At 27.2% G+C, this 16,193-nt stretch carries 20 protein-coding genes; 5 read left to right on the top strand and 15 right to left on the bottom strand.

All coding sequences use genetic code 11. The annotated features are described in order from the left end of the window. Positions 1 to 2: 2 nt before the first annotated feature. Together AMN78_RS04250 and AMN78_RS02335 are read right to left on the bottom strand one after the other, a co-directional pair. A complete protein-coding gene (locus AMN78_RS04250; RefSeq protein WP_256997698.1) occupies positions 3 to 194 on the bottom strand; it encodes a hypothetical protein in 192 nt (63 codons plus the stop codon). A gap of 7 nt (positions 195 to 201) precedes the next feature. Then, the gene (locus AMN78_RS02335; RefSeq protein ID WP_256997697.1) at positions 202 to 1,023 is read right to left on the bottom strand and encodes an extracellular solute-binding protein; all 822 of its coding nucleotides are present in this window, start codon (positions 1,021 to 1,023) and stop codon (positions 202 to 204) included. Between the two features lie 126 nt (positions 1,024 to 1,149). Here AMN78_RS02335 and AMN78_RS02330 point away from each other — a divergent pair, with 126 nt between their 5' ends. After that, on the top strand, positions 1,150 to 1,365 hold the full coding sequence (locus AMN78_RS02330) for a hypothetical protein (RefSeq protein WP_075533988.1): 216 nt from the start codon (positions 1,150 to 1,152) through the stop codon (positions 1,363 to 1,365). Here the strand turns inward: AMN78_RS02330 and AMN78_RS02325 are convergent. Together AMN78_RS02325 and AMN78_RS02320 are read right to left on the bottom strand one after the other, a co-directional pair. Further along, a complete protein-coding gene (locus tag AMN78_RS02325; protein WP_075533987.1) occupies positions 1,358 to 2,134 on the bottom strand; it encodes a fumarylacetoacetate hydrolase in 777 nt (258 codons plus the stop codon). The two genes, AMN78_RS02330 and AMN78_RS02325, sit on opposite strands and share 8 nt — an antisense overlap. Next, complete coding sequence (locus AMN78_RS02320; protein ID WP_075533986.1) at positions 2,134 to 3,222, bottom strand: ATP-dependent 6-phosphofructokinase; 1,089 nt, start codon at positions 3,220 to 3,222, stop codon at positions 2,134 to 2,136. Before AMN78_RS02320 ends, AMN78_RS02325 begins: the two co-directional genes overlap by 1 nt. Before the next feature lie 64 nt (positions 3,223 to 3,286). Here AMN78_RS02320 and pyk point away from each other — a divergent pair, with 64 nt between their 5' ends. Together pyk and AMN78_RS04195 are read left to right on the top strand one after the other, a co-directional pair. Next, on the top strand, positions 3,287 to 4,699 hold the full coding sequence (gene pyk / locus AMN78_RS02315) for a pyruvate kinase (RefSeq protein ID WP_075533985.1): 1,413 nt from the start codon (positions 3,287 to 3,289) through the stop codon (positions 4,697 to 4,699). Continuing rightward, complete coding sequence (locus AMN78_RS04195; RefSeq protein WP_179850602.1) at positions 4,699 to 4,869, top strand: hypothetical protein; 171 nt, start codon at positions 4,699 to 4,701, stop codon at positions 4,867 to 4,869. Before pyk ends, AMN78_RS04195 begins: the two co-directional genes overlap by 1 nt. Here AMN78_RS04195 and gap read toward each other — a convergent pair. From gap to AMN78_RS02285, 6 genes are read right to left on the bottom strand one after another with little or no spacing between them, the layout of a single operon-like run. Further along, entirely contained in the window at positions 4,866 to 5,870 is a 1,005-nt protein-coding gene (gap, locus tag AMN78_RS02310; RefSeq protein WP_075533984.1) for a type I glyceraldehyde-3-phosphate dehydrogenase, read from the bottom strand. The two genes, AMN78_RS04195 and gap, sit on opposite strands and share 4 nt — an antisense overlap. 59 nt (positions 5,871 to 5,929) lie before the next feature. Then, the gene (locus AMN78_RS02305; RefSeq protein ID WP_143323159.1) at positions 5,930 to 6,814 is read right to left on the bottom strand and encodes a hypothetical protein; all 885 of its coding nucleotides are present in this window, start codon (positions 6,812 to 6,814) and stop codon (positions 5,930 to 5,932) included. A gap of 35 nt (positions 6,815 to 6,849) precedes the next feature. Beyond that, positions 6,850 to 7,413, bottom strand: a complete 564-nt coding sequence (locus tag AMN78_RS02300) for a hypothetical protein (protein ID WP_075533982.1) — start codon at positions 7,411 to 7,413, stop codon at positions 6,850 to 6,852. A gap of 1 nt (position 7,414) precedes the next feature. Then, complete coding sequence (locus tag AMN78_RS02295; RefSeq protein WP_075533981.1) at positions 7,415 to 8,626, bottom strand: aminotransferase class I/II-fold pyridoxal phosphate-dependent enzyme; 1,212 nt, start codon at positions 8,624 to 8,626, stop codon at positions 7,415 to 7,417. A gap of 5 nt (positions 8,627 to 8,631) precedes the next feature. Continuing rightward, positions 8,632 to 8,895, bottom strand: a complete 264-nt coding sequence (locus AMN78_RS02290) for a hypothetical protein (RefSeq protein ID WP_075534052.1) — start codon at positions 8,893 to 8,895, stop codon at positions 8,632 to 8,634. A gap of 1 nt (position 8,896) precedes the next feature. Then, entirely contained in the window at positions 8,897 to 10,540 is a 1,644-nt protein-coding gene (locus tag AMN78_RS02285; RefSeq protein ID WP_075533980.1) for a glycosyltransferase family 39 protein, read from the bottom strand. A gap of 46 nt (positions 10,541 to 10,586) precedes the next feature. On the opposite strand from AMN78_RS02285, the gene AMN78_RS02280 reads away from it, so the two are divergent. Next, the gene (locus tag AMN78_RS02280) at positions 10,587 to 11,297 is read left to right on the top strand and encodes a glycosyltransferase (RefSeq protein ID WP_075533979.1); all 711 of its coding nucleotides are present in this window, start codon (positions 10,587 to 10,589) and stop codon (positions 11,295 to 11,297) included. Beyond that, the gene (locus AMN78_RS02275; RefSeq protein WP_075533978.1) at positions 11,281 to 12,051 is read left to right on the top strand and encodes a class I SAM-dependent methyltransferase; all 771 of its coding nucleotides are present in this window, start codon (positions 11,281 to 11,283) and stop codon (positions 12,049 to 12,051) included. Before AMN78_RS02280 ends, AMN78_RS02275 begins: the two co-directional genes overlap by 17 nt. 1 nt (position 12,052) lies before the next feature. Here the strand turns inward: AMN78_RS02275 and AMN78_RS02270 are convergent, their stop codons facing one another. From AMN78_RS02270 to AMN78_RS02250, 5 genes are read right to left on the bottom strand one after another with little or no spacing between them, the layout of a single operon-like run. Then, entirely contained in the window at positions 12,053 to 12,370 is a 318-nt protein-coding gene (locus tag AMN78_RS02270; RefSeq protein ID WP_075534051.1) for a DUF2160 domain-containing protein, read from the bottom strand. Positions 12,371 to 12,408: 38 nt separating this feature from the next. Then, positions 12,409 to 13,209, bottom strand: coding sequence for a carbohydrate ABC transporter permease (locus AMN78_RS02265; protein ID WP_075533977.1), 801 nt, complete (start codon positions 13,207 to 13,209; stop codon positions 12,409 to 12,411). Continuing rightward, positions 13,206 to 14,072, bottom strand: coding sequence for a carbohydrate ABC transporter permease (locus AMN78_RS02260; protein WP_075533976.1), 867 nt, complete (start codon positions 14,070 to 14,072; stop codon positions 13,206 to 13,208). Before AMN78_RS02260 ends, AMN78_RS02265 begins: the two co-directional genes overlap by 4 nt. After that, entirely contained in the window at positions 14,069 to 15,133 is a 1,065-nt protein-coding gene (locus AMN78_RS02255; protein WP_075533975.1) for an ABC transporter ATP-binding protein, read from the bottom strand. The genes AMN78_RS02260 and AMN78_RS02255 overlap by 4 nt, the downstream gene beginning before the upstream one ends. Further along, entirely contained in the window at positions 15,126 to 16,190 is a 1,065-nt protein-coding gene (locus AMN78_RS02250; protein WP_075533974.1) for an ABC transporter ATP-binding protein, read from the bottom strand. The genes AMN78_RS02255 and AMN78_RS02250 overlap by 8 nt, the downstream gene beginning before the upstream one ends. Positions 16,191 to 16,193 lie beyond the last annotated feature (3 nt).

The following is a 16,193-nucleotide window of genomic DNA, read 5'->3' as shown; positions in this document are numbered from 1 at the left end:
AACTATTTCCAACCCGCTGCTGTCATTACTGCTAAAGCATCTGCTTGTCTTTTTCCGTAATTAACAACTTTTGTTTTTAGATCTTGTTTAAAATCTAATCCCATATTTACAACAAGTGGATGTGGAGATACACCTTTTATCATTGGATACTCAAAAGTATTATTTACAATATGATTTTGAGCTTCCTCACTCAATAAAAACTCAACTAATTTTATTGCATTTTTTTTTGTTAGGTGCTCCTTTAACAAGACCTGCGCCACTAATGTTCATATGAGTTCCTCTTCCATCTTGATTTGGAAAGAAAGGTTTTACTTTTTTAGCAGCTGCTTGCTGTTCTGCACCTTTTTTTCCTGAAAGCATTAATGCTAAATAGTAAGTATTAGCTACTGCTATATCTGCTTCTCCTGCAGCTACAGCAAGGATTTGTGCCCTATCGTTACCTTTTGGAGATCTTGCCATATTAGCAACCATACCTTTTGACCAATCTGCTACTTTGCCTTTTCCGTTATTTTTGATAAGTGAAGCTACGAGTGATTGATTGTAGATATTATTAGAAGCTCTAATTACTAATCTGCCTTTCCATTTAGGGTCAGCTAAACTCTCATAAGTTAAGCCAGCTAATTCTGCACCACTCACTCTTTCTGGAGCAAAATATACAATTCTTGCTCTTTTTGCTATTCCAGTCCATTTCGATGTTCTGAAATTACTAGGTACAGCTGATTTAATAGCTGCACTTGTAAGACCACCTTGAAGATTGGCTTCGAAAGCGCCTAATCTTCCAGCATCTGCTGTGATGTAAAGATCCGCTTTGCTGTCTTCACCCTCTTCGATTATTCTTTTTTCTAAAGCACCAGATTTTCCAGAAACAACATTTACTTTAATTCCTGTTTTAGCAGTAAATTTTTCATAAAGCTGTACATCAGAGTCGTAATGCCTTGCACTAAATATATTTACTTCATTTGCAAATAAACTGCCTGCAAATGAAAGTAAAAATAAATAAGTAACTATTGTTATTATTCTCATTTTCCCCCTTTATTGATAATGATTATCATTTACAATAATTTGATAATGATTATCATTTGCAATATTGACGCACCTAGATGTTGTATAAACTGTTGATAACTTAATAAAAATGAAGTTAATAGAACTATGCTACAAATTAATCCTAAAAAATTTAAGAGTATACAAAACAAAACAATTCCCTCTCCTTTAAGACCAAAATTTAGAAATAAATCTGAAACAAATATTTATTTTTTATCGAAAAGAAAATTTCAAGGTGAGAAAAAAGCATCTTTAATAAAAAACCTAAAATTTTTTATTTCTATTTTAGTAATTGTTATTATCGGTTATTATTTATCTAACTAATTTTAGCCTTAACTGAACCTAATTTATCAATTTTACCCTTATAGGTTCCCTTTCCCAGGATCGGCACAACTCCAACTGAAGACCCAGTAAAAACATAAAAATCTTTATTATGTTTTATTTTGTCTTTTTGAAGTTTTTTTAAAACAAATAATAATGAATTCATAGGATTAATATAAACAGTATTTGTGTTTCCATTAACAGATTGCTTAATCTTAAAATTTGAAATATTTGTTTTCAAGTTTTTTACATTATTGTTTTTGAATTTCTTTCTTGGCCCTATGATGAATTTCACATTAGCTCCAAAATCAGAACATAAGTCTCCAAAGCTCTTTATCCCGTTTTTTCTCTGTCTATATCCAACTACTTCAATACATGGAGCAATTTTATCAATAAATTTTTTCATATTATTTTTTGAAATTTTTTGTTTAAAATCGAAAAAACTTTTTTTCAAAAAGTAACATACTTCTAATTCTATACCCAATGTATATTTATTTATTTTAATAGATTTATTATTTTTTAATACGTTGTGTTTGTACACAGAGGCATAGAAAGGTTCTTTTTCCTTTAGTTTTTTAATAACAGGAATACCAGTCCCTGCCGCCTTAAATCCTATAATTGGTTTTTTTATTTTACTTTCACACAATTTTCTAAGTTCTTGAGCATTTGAAAGCTTTTTTGTATATATGTTCGGAATTGGACTTATTATTTTATTTTTTAAAAAAGCATTTACAAGTCTATTTGCAATTAAATTTAGATTCTTGTTCCTCATTAAATATCATCTCCTAAATAAATCCCTAAAGATAGAGCTGTTTCAACTAATGAGTCTTTTCTTTCAACATTTTTATATGTTTTAATTCCTTCATCAATAGGTACATCTACTACTCTTCTGTCTCTCCAAGCAACCATTCGATCAAATTTTTTTTGATTTAATAAGTCAACAGCATAAACTCCAAATGCACTCGCTAATATTCTATCACTTGCTGTTGGAGGTGCACCTCTTTGAACATGGCCAAGCGATGTTACTCTACATTCAACATCTGTTTGTCTCATTAATTCTTGAGCTATGTAATCTCCAATACCGCCAAGTCTTTGTTCTCCGTCCATATACTTGTGAACTACTCTAGATCCATCCTCTTTTTTTACTGCCTCTGCAACTATAATTAATGAATGTTGAATATCATTTTTTTTCATAAGATTAAGTTTATTAATTATCCCTCTGATTGAATATTTTATTTCTGGTATTAAGATAATATCTGCGCCCCCTGCAATGCCAGCATTTAAAGCTATGTGTCCAGCATCTCGTCCCATCACTTCGAGTATCATAGACCTTCTGTGGCTAGCAGCAGTTGATTGTAGGTTATCTAATGCTTGAGTAGCAACATCTACTGCAGTATGAAAACCTATTGAACTTTCTGTAGCTCCAACATCATTGTCAATTGTTTTTGGAATAGCTACTATTTTCATATTGCCATCTTTTGCTAATTTTTTTAGTATTTGCATACTCCCGTCTCCACCTATTATTATTAAACCGTCAAGTTTCATTGAGTGATACCCTTCAATTATTTCTTTTGATTTATCAACATGTTTTCCATCTCCAGTTGGAATTTTAAAAGGATTTCCTTTGTTTGTAGATCCTAGGAAAGTTCCACCTTGCCTTAACAAGTACCCTCCAAAAGTCTTATGATTTAGTTGAATTGCATCCACTGGTCGTTTAATTAATCCCGCTGTACCATCTCTTATTCCGAATACCTGCATATCGTATTTATTTTTTGCTCTATAAAAAATTGATCTAATAGCAGCATTTAAACCACCGCAATCTCCTCCACTTGTTAAAATTCCAATCTTTTTATTACTCATTAAATTAATTCTTCTTTAATATTTTTTTTTAAGGGAAGAGGTGTTATAACATAAAAAACTCTTAATGGAAAAAAAAGCAAAAATTTTAGCTACTCTTGGTCCATCAATTTATAGTGAATCTAAGTTAAATAAGCTGGTAGAACTAGGAGTTGATGCATTTAGGATAAACTTTAGTCATGACACTAGTGGAATAAAGAAAATTATATCTAAAATAAGAAAAATTGAGAAAAGAAAAGGTAAAAAGATTTCTCTTATAGCTGATTTACAAGGAATAAAGTTAAGAATCGGAAAAGTAAAAAATGGAAATCAAAAAATAAAATATAATCAAAAATTTATTTTAGATAACCAAGTAAAAACAGGTAATGATTTTAGAGTTAGCTTTCCATATTCTAAAATACTTAAAAAATTAAGAAAAGGTAACAAAATTTTAATTGATGATGGGAAGTTTTTATTTTCTGTAATTGGAAAATCTAAAAATTCTGTAATTATAAAATGCAAAAGCCACAATTGTATTTTACGAAGCAATAAAGGTATTCATATACCTAATTTAAATATGTCATTTAATAATCTTACGGCAAAGGATAAAAAAGATATCAAAACTGCAACTAAACTTGGTTGTAATTGGATTGCATTATCTTTTTTACAAAATGAAAAACTTATTCTTGAAGCAAGAAAATTAATTAAAAAAGATATTGGAATTATTTCAAAAATTGAAAACAAATCTGCATTAAAAAATATCGATAAAATTATAAAAGCTACAGACGCTATCATGGTAGCAAGAGGTGATTTAGCAATTGACATTGGACATAGTGAAGTTCCAAAAGTTCAATTAAGTTTAATTAAAAAATGCTCTGAAAACTCTAAATCAGTTATTGTTGCAACTCAAATGCTTGAAAGTATGATTGAAAATAATACTGCAACTAGAGCAGAAATTAATGATATTGCTACAGCTATTTTTCAAGGTGCTGATACAGTTATGCTATCTGCTGAAGCAGCTGTTGGTAAATTTCCATTACAGGCTGTGTCTACAATGTCTAAAACAATTATATCTACTGAAAAATACAAAAGAGATCACATTGAAGATTTCAAAAATTCAATTATTACAAATAAGGATCCTGTTAAATCAATTCTTCTCTCTGTTAAGGACATAGCTTATAATCCAGATGTAAAGGCTATAATTGTTTTTTCTAACTCGGGTAAGTCAGCAAAGCTTGTTTCTTCAATGCGTCCAGCTGCGAAAATAGTAACTATTTCACCTAATATTAATGTGAGTAGACAAGTATCATTGCTTTGGGGTGTTCAATCAATAAATAGTAGAGATGCAAAAGGATGGAAAGATATGATGTCTATTTCTAAAGAAATTATTAAAAAACTTAAGTTTATAAAAAATAACGATTTTGTTGTTATAACTGCTGGTTTACCCTTCGGTAAAGCAGGCATGACTAATATGGTCAGGCTATATAAAGTTGGATCTTAATGGAAGAAAACTTTAGTATAGAAGAGATATTATCAGCTGTTAGTGACCTTCAAAATTTGAAAAAAAAGAAGGACAAATTTTCAAACGTTTCTAAATCTAAATTCGATAATTCAGATATCCCAAAAAATACTCTTAAGTTAATTGAAGAAGCCGAAAAATCTAAAAATTAAACTAAATCAGCAATCTGAATAGCTGTATCACACATTCTATTTGAGAAACCCCATTCATTATCATACCAAGAAAGTACTCTAATAAATTTTCCTTTAATTACTTGTGTTTGGGTGACATCAAATATTGAACTGTGTGGATTATGATTGAAATCTTTTGATACTAAGGGTTTTTGATTTACATCTAATATTCCCTTTAATTCACCATTTGCAGCCTCTGTCATGGCTTGATTAATTTCTTCAGGTGTTACATTTTTTTCAGTTACCAGAGTGAAATCAATTAAGGAAACATTTGGTGTTGGAACCCTTATAGCTGTACCGTCTAATTTACCTTTAAGACTAGGTAAAACTAAACTCATAGCTTTAGCTGCGCCAGTTGAGGTAGGTATCATTGCACCCTCTGTAGATCTAGCTCTCCTTAAATCTTTATGTAATGTATCTAAAAGTTTTTGATCACCTGTATAGCTGTGTATTGTGGTCATATAACCATAACTTATCCCAAAACTCTTTTCTAAAACCATAGCGACCGGAGCTAAACAATTCGTAGTGCAAGAACCATTAGAAATAATATTATGATTTTTTTTTAACTCTTTGCTATTGACACCTTGAACTATTGTAAAATCTACTTCTTTACCTGGAGCTGAGATTATTACTTTTTTTGCTCCCGCTTTAATATGTTTCTCTGCAGATGATTTATCCAAAAAAATACCTGTACATTCTAATACAACATCTGCACCTATTTTTCCCCAAGGTATATTGATTGGATCTCTCTCAGCAAATACTTTTATATTTTGTTCACCTACTTTAAAACCGTCTTTTAAAGTAGTAATTTCATCTTTCATAATGCCATGAGTACTGTCGTATTTAATTAAATGTGCATTAGTTTCTATAGAGCCTAAATCATTGATAGCAACTACATTTATTTTGTTTCTGTAGTTTTCCAGAATAGCTCTAAGAATTAGTCTGCCTATTCTTCCGAAACCGTTAATACCTATGTTTATCATTTAATTAAATTTTAATATCTAATATTCTATTTTATCGATATAAGCAAATAAAATCTATGTCAGCAGTTTGAACTAATATCAAAAATTAAATCTTGAATCACTGGACCTGGAACATATTTTTTTACTGTGCCAGTACAAAAAATATTAATTTTTTTTGATTTTTTAAAAATAAATTTTCTCACAGGTATATTATTAATTCTTAAATTCGCTATATGATTAGATAGAAAAAATCTAAGTCTATTATCATCCATTTTCATCAATTCTTTACATGAAATTTTTATGTTTTGAATTTTTGAGGAAAATTTTTGTAGTATTAAGCTTGATTTTATTAGTCTATAATTTTTAGATTTTTTCAAAAAAAGTTTTTCAAAAATATAAAAAAGAGGCATGGGTATATAAAAATTTTTTTTTTTATCTATTAAAAAATTTAAAACATATGTACAATCTCCATCCTCGAAAGAAATTATATCATTTGAATTTATAATTTCAGATTTATACAAAAGTTTTATCAAATTAAGATTTCCAATACAAAGGGTCAATTTATTAGTAGAATATTTTTTTTTATTAGATATAAGTTCTATCAATCTTTTTTTAATAATAATTTTGTTAATCTTGTTAAACAAAACTTTTTTTTTTAAATATTGCCTCTTAACTCTAAAAATATCTTTATTTTGATCAACGAGACTATAAGTGTTTGTAAAATAAGATTTTTCACTAAATATTTTTTTTGTTTGAAATAATTTTTTTTGAAATAATTCATTATAATTTTTATTTTTTAAAAATTTTTTATGTCTATCAAAATTTATGTAACCACCCCAAATGTTACTATTTCCACCAAAGGCTTGGTACTCATAGAAATTTTTACTTTTTAAAATTTTTTTTTCATCTCCAGTTATTACTTTTAATTTTTCATTTTTTAAATTGAAATACACTATAGAACTCATGCCAGAACCTAACAAAATATTCTTATAATATGTCATTAAAGATATCTCTTTTTTAGATATATAAAGTTTTTAATTTTATAAAAAAAATTAAATTTATTTCTTTTATAATAGCTTTGTGCTTTTTTATTTTTTTCGTCAAAACAAAGAAATAATACTTTTGAACTGTGTTTCTTAAGTATTTTTTTATAAAAATTGTTTAAAATACTATCTTTTCTTTTAATTGAAATATCAGTAAATTTTTTTTTTATTATTATTAAATGTAATAAATGAAGATAATCTTCATTAATTTTAATTAAAGATTTTTTTGACGTTGAGCCTAGTATTGAAATAAAATTAATCAAAATTTTTAATGGATGTTGAATAAAATATTTTATAATTTTTTTATTCATTGAAATATAATTTTTATAATCAATTACAGTAATTATAGCTGAAATATCATTGTTTTTTTCAATAGTATAGACATGAATTATTTTATTTGTAGTCATATAAATAAAAAAACTTAGTCCTAATTTTTTAAAAATACTATCTGGGAGTTTTTCTTCTATTATGCTGAAAATTTTAACTAAATTTTTATTATTTTTTTTTAACTTAAAAGACATTTTAAACAAAACTATTTATTATAGAAGAAATCTTATGAATATCTTTTTCACTAATATTATTATGCAATGGGAGACAAAATATTTTATTTTCAACTAAATAAGTGTCATTAAAGTTTTCATTTTTTTCGTTTTTTTCTTTTGAATAATTATTAATGTACCATGTATGCCTAATATCGTAACCTTCTTCCATAAGCTTTACATGTGCTTTTTGATTATCTATATTTTTTAAAATAATTGTATATTCTAATAAAGCATTATCATTTGAAAAACGATCGTATTTGATTGCTACTTGATTATTGATTAGTTTTGAATAAATCATTGCTTTATTTCGTCTTTCATGAAAATCTTTTTCAATTTTTTTTAAATTATAAATCCCTACATCATTCATTATCCAATTAAAATCATAAGAATAAGTTTTTGGAATTTCCTCCTCATAATTATGGAAAAGGATCGGATATATTTTTTTTAAGATAAAATTGATTTTTTTTTTATAAACTATTACTAAAAAATAATGAAATAATTGATAAATTGTATTATTAAAAAATAATTTTAAAATTATTATTGTAATAAGTAGGTTGATAGTATTTAGAGCGGGAAATTTATCGTGTTTTTTTTTAGTAACATATTCATGAAATGTTTGATTATCTTTTATGTATATTGCTCCCCCATTTAAAGTATTCAAATTTTTAACAATATTAAAGCTAAAAAAACCATAATCAGCCAAAGTTCCAAGATATTTATCATTAGATTTGGCTCCAAAATTAATTGCAGCATCCTCTATGATTGATATTTTATTTTTGAATCTCTCTAAAAATTTCTCTATGTGAATCGAGCTTGAATATAAATGAGTAATTATTACTCCTGCAGAGTTTTTGTCTATTTTTGTTTCTAATTTGTCTTCATCTATTAAGCCAGTAGATTTATCTAGATCAATATAAACAACTTCACCTCCTGCATATTTAATCGCATGTATTACAGCTGGAATAGTGTAAGGAGCTATAAAAAATATTCTTTTATTTTTTTTCTTAATTATGATTTTTATAATTTCATACAGGGCAGATCTTCCTTGGGATGTTAATGAAATATTATTAGTCCCTAAGTAATTTTGTAGTTCATTCTGAAAATTTTTTTTTCTTAAAAAAAAAGATTTAATAATGTGAAAAAAATTCAATAAATTAAAATTTGTGTATAGCCTTGTCCGTTTTGAAAACATAAAAATTATTTTTTTTTATTTAACTCTTTAGAAATTTTTTCTAAAAATTGATTAATTAGAAGAGTGTCTTCATCTGATAAAATTTGATCTTTTTCTATACCCGCTTTTATTTCAGATCTTATTTTTTCTTTGATAAAATTTATTTTATCTTTTGAAAAAGTATTGTATATCTTAGCTTCGTAACTTCTAGCTATGTAGCCAATAGTTAAGTGAAAAAGAATAAATATTAATAGACAAGTAAATAAAGATTTATAAACAAATAATTTCATATTATATTTTTTTATATATTGAATATATTCTTGTACCATCAATTATTAATGTTTTATATATGGAAAAATTTTTAGGTATTTTATATTTTTCGTTATAAGTGGTATTTACCTCATAATAAAAATTTGAATATATAAAGTCAGCTTTATCAAATTCTGTCCCCACAAAATTAAGCCTATTCCAATCATTTTTTGATATTAAAGAGCGAGCATCTTCTAGTGGTGTCCATGATGCTGTAGCGATATTAAGAATTCCGTCCTCTTTTAATAACTCTTGAACTGCATGAACTCGAGATAATGATTGCGTATCTACCTCAAAATTTTTTTTCATCTTGTTTGAAATTAAATTATTAAAATAAACACTTTGAAACGGATGGTATTTGTAAATATCATAAACAGTAGAACAGCTCATAATAAACAATATAATTATAAATATTATTTTATATTTTGTTTTTCTAAAGTTTAAAAAAATATTATTTACGCAATAACATGCATAATAAACTATAAAAAAGTTTAAAAAATAAAAATGTCGCCATCCACTTAATAATGCTGGATTTAACGCAAAATATGTAATGATAACTAATAGAAAATTTATAAATAAAAATAAATCAAAGTTTTCATTTTTAGAACTCCACATATCAGTAAAAAAATTTGAATTTTTTTCATTAATATTAATGAACCTATTAAATACTCTTTTAAAATGCTTAAAATAACCAATTAAAAAAAAAAGAAATATATAAACTGGTGTGCTTATCGCTATCCAAATAGGAAGATAAGAAGCAGGTAGGTATTTAGATTGATAAAACTCACCATTGAAATAAACTATTGGATTCATAACAGAGAAAAATGGATCAAAAAAGTTTATTATTTGACTTAAGTCTAAAGTCCACAAGTAAGGCCAATGAACAAATAATGCTATTAAATATGTGATTAAAAAAATAAAAATTTTTTTGAGAATTTCTTTTTTGCTTTTATTGGATAAAAATTCAAAAAAAATTAAAAATATAAAGGAAATAGGTATTAATAGTCCTATGATTCTTGATGAGGTTGAAAATGCACAAAAAATAGAAAAAAAAATTAAATTTAAATTGTTATCTTTTTTTAAATATTTGAAATAGAAAAACATATTTATAGTTATCATTGAAAGATAAAATATATCTTTATTATCAAAAAAAATATTCCCGTATATTCTTGGAGAGAAAATATAAATTAAAAATCCAAATAAGGCTAAAAACGTATTTTTATACCTAAGTTCGATAATTTTATAAAAACAATATGCGCTAGTTAAAAAAAAGAAAAAAATAGAAATATGCCTTAGTAAAAAATATTTTTTAGGTTCATTAATGTGAAAAAAAGTTTCTACAAATGCTAGTGGTAAATCAAACAAAACTCCATAATAGCCAAATTTTTCTATTGGAAATAATCTAGGAGTAAAAGTTTTTATTTCGTCTAATTTTAAATCTACAACTTTTTTTAAATTTTCAAATTCACCTAAACTTAAAATATAATTTAGCCAGTAAAATCCGGACTTTCTATGAAAGTGCTCCTCTATCCCTATCCCATAATGTTTATAAGTGAATAAACCTATTAATGAAATAAAAAATAATAATATGTATATATAATTGTTTTTTGAATAGAATTTTTTCATTAAATATATGATATAATATAATGAATTATTAAGTACTGCAAATTAAATGAAGTTTTCAATTGTAATTCCAATTTATAAAGAAAAAAAAAACTTATCTAAATTAATTTCGTCTTTAAAAAAAGCTCTTGTTGATTATAAAAATAAATATGAAATCATTTTTGTTGATGATGACTCAAATGATGGTTCTGATAAAATTTTTAAAAATATTAAAAGTAAAAAAATTAGATTATTGATCAGAAAAGAAAAACCAAGAGATTTATCAAAATCTGTTGTTTATGGTTTCAATAGATCTAAAAATGATAATTTGATAGTAATGGATGGGGATTTACAACACAATCCGAGAGATTTACGTAAGCTAATAGCTAAGTTTAAAAAGACGAACTGTGATATTGTGATTGGTTCAAGAAAGCTTATCAATTATAAGGAAGCTAATTTGAATCCTATAAGGTTTGTTTTTTCAAAACTTTTAAATCATTTATTTAATTTATTATTTAGAAAAGAAATTAAAGACCCTATGTCAGGATTTTTTCTAATTAAAAAAAAGGTGTTCAAATCTGTTGAAAAAAAACTAATACTCTTAGGATATAAAATTCTAATAGATATAGTATTAAGTTCTACTAAAAAATTAGACATAAAAGAAGTCTTCATTAATTTTAGAATTAGAGATAAAGGTTACAGTAAGATGAGGTTAAAAATTTTAATTCAACTAGTTTTGTTTTTAATAATTAAATATTTTAGATATGAAAAAAAATTATAATTTAAATATCAAAACAGAAAATACATTAATATTTCAAAAAAAAATTTTTTTAAAAAATGGTGGGATAGCTAAATGCATTGAATATGAAAATAGACTTTTTTTTAATTCTGTGAATCTAAACGGGAAAGATTTGATAGAATTTGGATGTGGTGTTTTCCCATCGTGTATAGGTTTAAATAATGAATTAATGCCAAAGAGTTATATAGCAACTGATACATCAAAAAAAATACTTAATGCAGCAAAAAAAAATGACAACAGACCAATTTATAAAATTATAGATTTAGAAAAAAAAATTGTAGGTAAAAAAAAATATGATATTATTGTTTTAAAAGGTGTTTTGCATCATACAAAAAACCCTGAAAAAATTCTTCTAAAATTAAAAGATATATTAAGACCAAACGGTATTATAATAATAAGTGAACCAAATTTATCGAGTTTAATTGGAAATTTTTTGAAATGGTTTTTAGAATTTTTTTTCAAAAAAAATTTAGAAGATTCGCCTTATGGACAATATAATTTTAGTAAAATTTCAAAGTCAGTTAAAAAAGCTAATTTAAAGATACATCGTAAATGGTATACTTCTTTAATTTTAATAATTTTTACAGGTGATTATGGTAGAGTGAAGTTTTTGCCTGATAGTCGATTATTATTTGGTATTCTAATATTATTTGAAAATATTTTTTACAAAATTTTTAGTTTTTTAAAAATTGATAAATTTTTAAATTTTAAACTTAATTTAATAATCAAACCTTAGTTTAAACATATCTGAAAACAAAAATTGCATAAAAAACACAAAAAATTGTAGCTAGCCATAGAACTGTTCCAATCAATGCTAACCAGAATAAGTGAATAAAAGCACTGCCAAGTAATGATATAAATAGTCTATCGCCTCTTGTAGTGTCTAGACCTAAAATTCCTTTTCTTGGGCCGCCACCAGGTGATTTTTTTTCCCAAATGATCATAGCTGTTAAACATAATACGATAAAAATAAAAAATGCTGCAGTTTGCCATGTCCATGCCATCCAAGTAATAAATTCAAAATCAAAGAAACCCTTTTCTTTTTTTTTAGCCATATCACCCCATGTGGCGGCGTTTAACATATTAAACATCATCATACCCTTCCTAAAGCAAATCCTTTCGCTATATAGTTTCTTACAAAGTAAATTACTATTGCACCAGGTATAATTGTCAAACTTCCTGCGGCTGCAAGTAGTCCTAATTCATATCCTGATGTACTGGCGGTTCTTGTCATTGTTGCGGCTATAGGTTTGGCTGCTACAGCTGTAAGTGTTTTAGCTAATAATAATTCTACCCAAGAGAACATAAAACAGAAAAACATAGTAATACCTATGCCTGCAGTAATAGTGGGTATGAATATTTTAAAGAAAAATCTCCAAAACGAATAACCGTCAACATAAGCTGTTTCATCTAACTCTTTTGGCACAGAAGACATAAATCCCTCTAAAATCCAAACTGCTAAAGGAATATTAAACAAACAATGTGATAAAGCTACAGCCACATGTGTATCAAACAAGTTTACTGATGAATAAAATTGAAAAAATGGCAAGGCAAATACTGCTGGAGGGGCCATTCTGTTAGTCAATAACCAAAAAAATAAATGTTTATCCCCTAAAAATTTATATCTAGAAAAAGCGTAAGCTGCAGGTAGTGCAGCTGCCACTGAGATCACGGTGTTCATCACTACGTAATAAATAGAATTAAGATACCCAGTATACCAAGTACTGTCGGTAAAAATTTTCTTATAATTATCTAATGTAAATTCTTGAGGCCATAATGTGTAAGTGTTTATAATTTCAGTTGTTGTTTTAAATGACATGTTAAGCAACCAATAAATTGGAAGCATCAAGAAGATAATATAAATTGTAGGAACTACCCACTTAGCTTTCTTCATGATTTCTCCTCATTTCTCATCATTAATGTGTAGAATACCCAACAAACTAAAAGTACTATAAAGAAATATATCAACGACATTGCTGCAGCTGGTCCTAAATCAAACTGTCCTAATGCCATTTTAACTAAGTCTATAGATAAAAATGCAGTAGCATTGCCTGGACCGCCTCCAGTTAAAACAAATGGCTCTGTATAAATCATGAAACTGTCCATAAATCTTAAAAGTATTGCTATCGTTAATACTTTTTTCATTTTAGGTAATTCAATTTTCGTAAAAATTGCCCAACGACTAGCCCCATCAATTTCTGCTGCTTGATAGTAAGCAGGTTGGATAGATCTTAACCCTGCATAAGACAGTAAAACCACTAACGATGTCCAATGCCATACATCCATTAGTATAGTTGTGAACCAAGCATCACCAATTTGTTGAGTAAAGTTATAATCAAATCCCAATGCATTAAGTGAATGACCTAAGAAACCAATATCTGGTAACGCAAAAATATTCCACATAGCTCCTACAACGTTCCATGGAATTAAAAGTGGCATGGACATTAAAACTAAACAAACGGGAACTCCTATTCCCTCTTTAGGCATAGTAAGAGCAATAGCTATTCCTAATGGAATTTGAATAAATAAAATAATAAATGTAAATAAAAATTGTCTGCCAAGTGATGCGTGAAATCTTTCAGATAACATGATTTGTTTAAACCATCTTGTGCCTTCCCACATAAAAACATTATTCCCAAAAGTTTCTTGGAAAGCATAGTTTACTACTGTCATAAGTGGGATAATGGCATTGAAAGCTACCAGTACAAATACTGGTATTACAAAGAACCATGCTTTTTGATTTACTGTTTTATTCATTCAATTATCCAACTATCTCCATATGTGTAAGTATATTCTTTTTTAAATTTTAAAAATGCAGATCCTGAAGGTATATCTTCATTAGATTTTGCAATAATTTTAATTTTTCCGGTTTCACTTTCAGTATCTACAATTTTATGCCTTCCAGTATTGCTTACCGATAAAACTTTAACTGGAATTCCTTCATTACTAAAAGATATAAATTCAGGTCTCACACCAACCTCTGTCTTGTTAAAATTACTTTTTTTAATTTGTTGGTGAGTTTCTATTTTTTTTCCATTAACGATCACATCATTTCCTTTAATTTGACAAGGTAAAACATTCATGCCTGGTGAACCAATAAAATATCCAACAAATGTATGCTTTGGTTTTTCAAACAAATCTACTGGTGTTCCTGTTTGAACAATTTGACCTTCATGCATTACAACTACCTGATCAGCAAATGTTAAAGCCTCTGTTTGATCGTGTGTAACATAAATCATTGTTCTATTAATCTTTTGATGAAGTTCTTTAAGTTTAGATCTTAAAATCCATTTCAAATGTGGATCGATTACTGTTAATGGTTCATCAAACATAATAGCATTTACATCTGATCTTACCAATCCACGCCCTAGTGAAATTTTTTGTTTACCATCTGCAGTAAGACCAGAAGCTCTATTATTTAATGTTGAAGATAATTCTAACATTTCAGCTATCTCATGAACTTTTACTTTGATTTCTTCCTCTGGAATTTTTCTATTTCTTAAAGGAAAAGCTAAATTATCATACACTGTCATCGTGTCATAAATAACCGGGAATTGAAAAATCTGTGCAATATTTCTCTCTACAGGATTCAGCCCTGAAATAACTTTATCATCAAATAATATATCGCCTTTGGTTGGTGTAATTAATCCAGAAATAATATTTAACAATGTTGTCTTTCCACAACCTGAAGGGCCTAATAAAGCGTAAGCGCCACCATCATTCCAATCAATGTCTACTCCTCTGATTGCCCAGTCAGCATCTGAAGACTGAGTTTTTAAATAACTATGGCTTAAACCTTTCAATGTAACTTTAGCCATTAGATACTAACCTCTCATTTTGATCAAAATAAACAAACTCATCTGTATTCATGTACAAATTCATCTCATCGCCAACGTTTTTTTGAAAAACTCCGTTAGATAAAGAAACCCAATTCAAATTTCCGTTTGTAAAGTGGATTAAGCTCTCAGAGCCACTAATTTCAGAAATTAAAACTTTACCTTTTATCTCAAGTGTATTCTTGCCCTCTTTATACGTGGTAATATTGTGGGGTCGAATACCTACTTTATACTCACCATCTTTGATATTTAATCTAGTTTTCCATTGAATGTCATTTTGTAAAAATGAGCACTGGTCTCCTGATTTTTTTATTTTAGCAATATTCATTGGTGGATCACTAAAGACCTGGGCTGAAACTAAAGAGTTAGGTTTATTATAAGTATCTAAAGTTTTTCCATATTGAATAATCTTACCTTCCTGTAACGTTGCAGTATTACCGCCTAAGAGTAGAGCTTCTGAGGGTTCTGTGGTTGCGTAAACTACAATACAATCTCTATTTTCAAATAATTTTGGTAATTCTTCTCTTAATTCTTCTCTTAATTTAAAATCTAAGTTTGCAAGTGGTTCATCTAAAAGAATTAAGTCTGAGTCTTTTACAAGTGCTCTTGCTAAAGCAGTTCTTTGTTGTTGTCCTCCGGAAAGCTCATTTGGTTTTTTATTCAACATTCCAGATAATTTTAATAATTCTGCAACTTTCCCAACTCTTTGTTTTATCTCATCTGAGCTTACTCCAGTAATTTTGAGAGGAGATGCAATGTTGTCATAAACCGTGAAATTGGGATAATTAATAAATTGCTGATAAACCATTGATACATTTCTTTTTTGTACTTTCATTCCAGTAACATTTTTATTATTAAACCAAATTTCGCCTGATGTTGGTTTATCTAAGCCTGCCATAATCTGCATCAAAGTGGTTTTTCCGGCTAAAGTAGAACCTAAAAGAATATTAATTGTATTTTTTTCTAATTTTAAATTTGTTGAATAAATATGAGTATCTAATCCTATTTTTTTTTCTACATTTTTTAATTCTAAGCTCATATT

Source organism: Candidatus Pelagibacter communis (assembly GCF_001179945.1).
In the GTDB taxonomy this organism is placed as follows: domain Bacteria; phylum Pseudomonadota; class Alphaproteobacteria; order Pelagibacterales; family Pelagibacteraceae; genus Pelagilacustribacter; species Pelagilacustribacter ubique_A.
Note: the sequence above shows the minus strand (reverse complement) of the source record. Positions and strands in the feature narration are given on the sequence as shown.